Here is a 1192-nt window from a genome sequence, read left to right on the forward strand (position 1 = left end):
GGCGCCGCGGGCGCCGCGCGGGCGACGCCTGTGGACACCCGCACACTGCAGGGACCGGCCGACGTCGACGGCGGGCGGGCGGCTCGGGCGAAGGGCGTACTGGCGCGGGTTCACACCGCAGGACGGGTCAAGGACGCCGGGAGCACGGTGCGGTACAGCTGGCCCGGCGTGTATTTCGAAGGCCGTTTCAGGGGCGCCGGCGTGGGCGTGACGCTCGACGACTCGGCCGCCGACTACGACGTCCAGGTCGACGGCGCCACGGTCGCCACGCTCGTCACGCCCGGCCGGACCACGTACTGGGTCAACGGCCTGCCGAACCGCACGCACACCGTCCGGCTCGTCAAGCGCACTGACACCCCGTGGGCCACCAGCGCCTTCAGGGGATTCGTCGCCGCGCCGGGCGGCGCCGTGCTGAGCAGGCCGACGGCCCGCGTCCGCCAGATCGAGTTCATCGGCGACTCCCTCACCGTCGGCTACGGCAACCTCTCCGCGTCCCGCGACTGCACGGGGGACCAGGTCGCGAGGACCACCGACGCCGACGTGAGCTACGGCGCCCTCACCGCCCGCCGGCTGGGGGCCGACTACCAGTTGAACGCCTACTCCGGCCTCGGCATGGTGCGCAACTACAACGGCGGCTCACCGGATGTCACCTACCGCACCTTCTACGACCGTGCCCTGCTGAACGCGCCGGGGGACGTCTGGCAGAACCCCGGCACGTGGCGCCCCCGGCTCGTCGTGGTCAACCTCGGGACCAACGACTTCTCGACAGCTCTCAACCCTGGTGAGCCGTGGACGCCCGACACCCTCGCGGCCGCCTACCGCACGGCGTACGGCGACTTCCTCCAGAAGCTGCGGACACGGTACGGAACCGCGACGACCATCGTGGCGGTCGGCGCGGGATCGTTCGCCGGCCATGTCCAGCAGGTGGTCAAGGCGCGTGCCGACGCCGGGGACAGCCGGGTGCGGTACTGGTTCCTCGACGACTCCGGACTGGACTTCACGGGCTGCCACTGGCACTACTCGGCGCACGACGACCGGCTCATCGCCGACCGCCTCACCTCGTTCGTCTCCGGCCTCCCGATCGCCTGGTGACGACCCCTGGGGGGCGACCATGGCGACACATCCCCCGAGAGGAGAACGCCGTGCTGACCGAGTCCGAGGTCGAGGCCGTCGCCCGCGCCGCCCACGAGGG

At 72.1% G+C, this 1192-nt stretch carries 1 protein-coding gene; it reads left to right on the top strand.

Features of this window, described 5'->3' with window-relative positions:
* Positions 1 to 45 precede the first annotated feature (45 nt).
* Positions 46 to 1092, top strand: a complete 1047-nt coding sequence (locus ABT300_RS44240; protein WP_351688876.1) for an SGNH/GDSL hydrolase family protein — start codon at positions 46 to 48, stop codon at positions 1090 to 1092.
* The last annotated feature ends 100 nt before the right edge of the window (positions 1093 to 1192 follow it).

Origin of the sequence: Streptomyces sp. NPDC001027 (genome assembly GCF_040299045.1) — a bacterium.
In the GTDB taxonomy this organism is placed as follows: Bacteria; Actinomycetota; Actinomycetes; order Streptomycetales; family Streptomycetaceae; genus Streptomyces.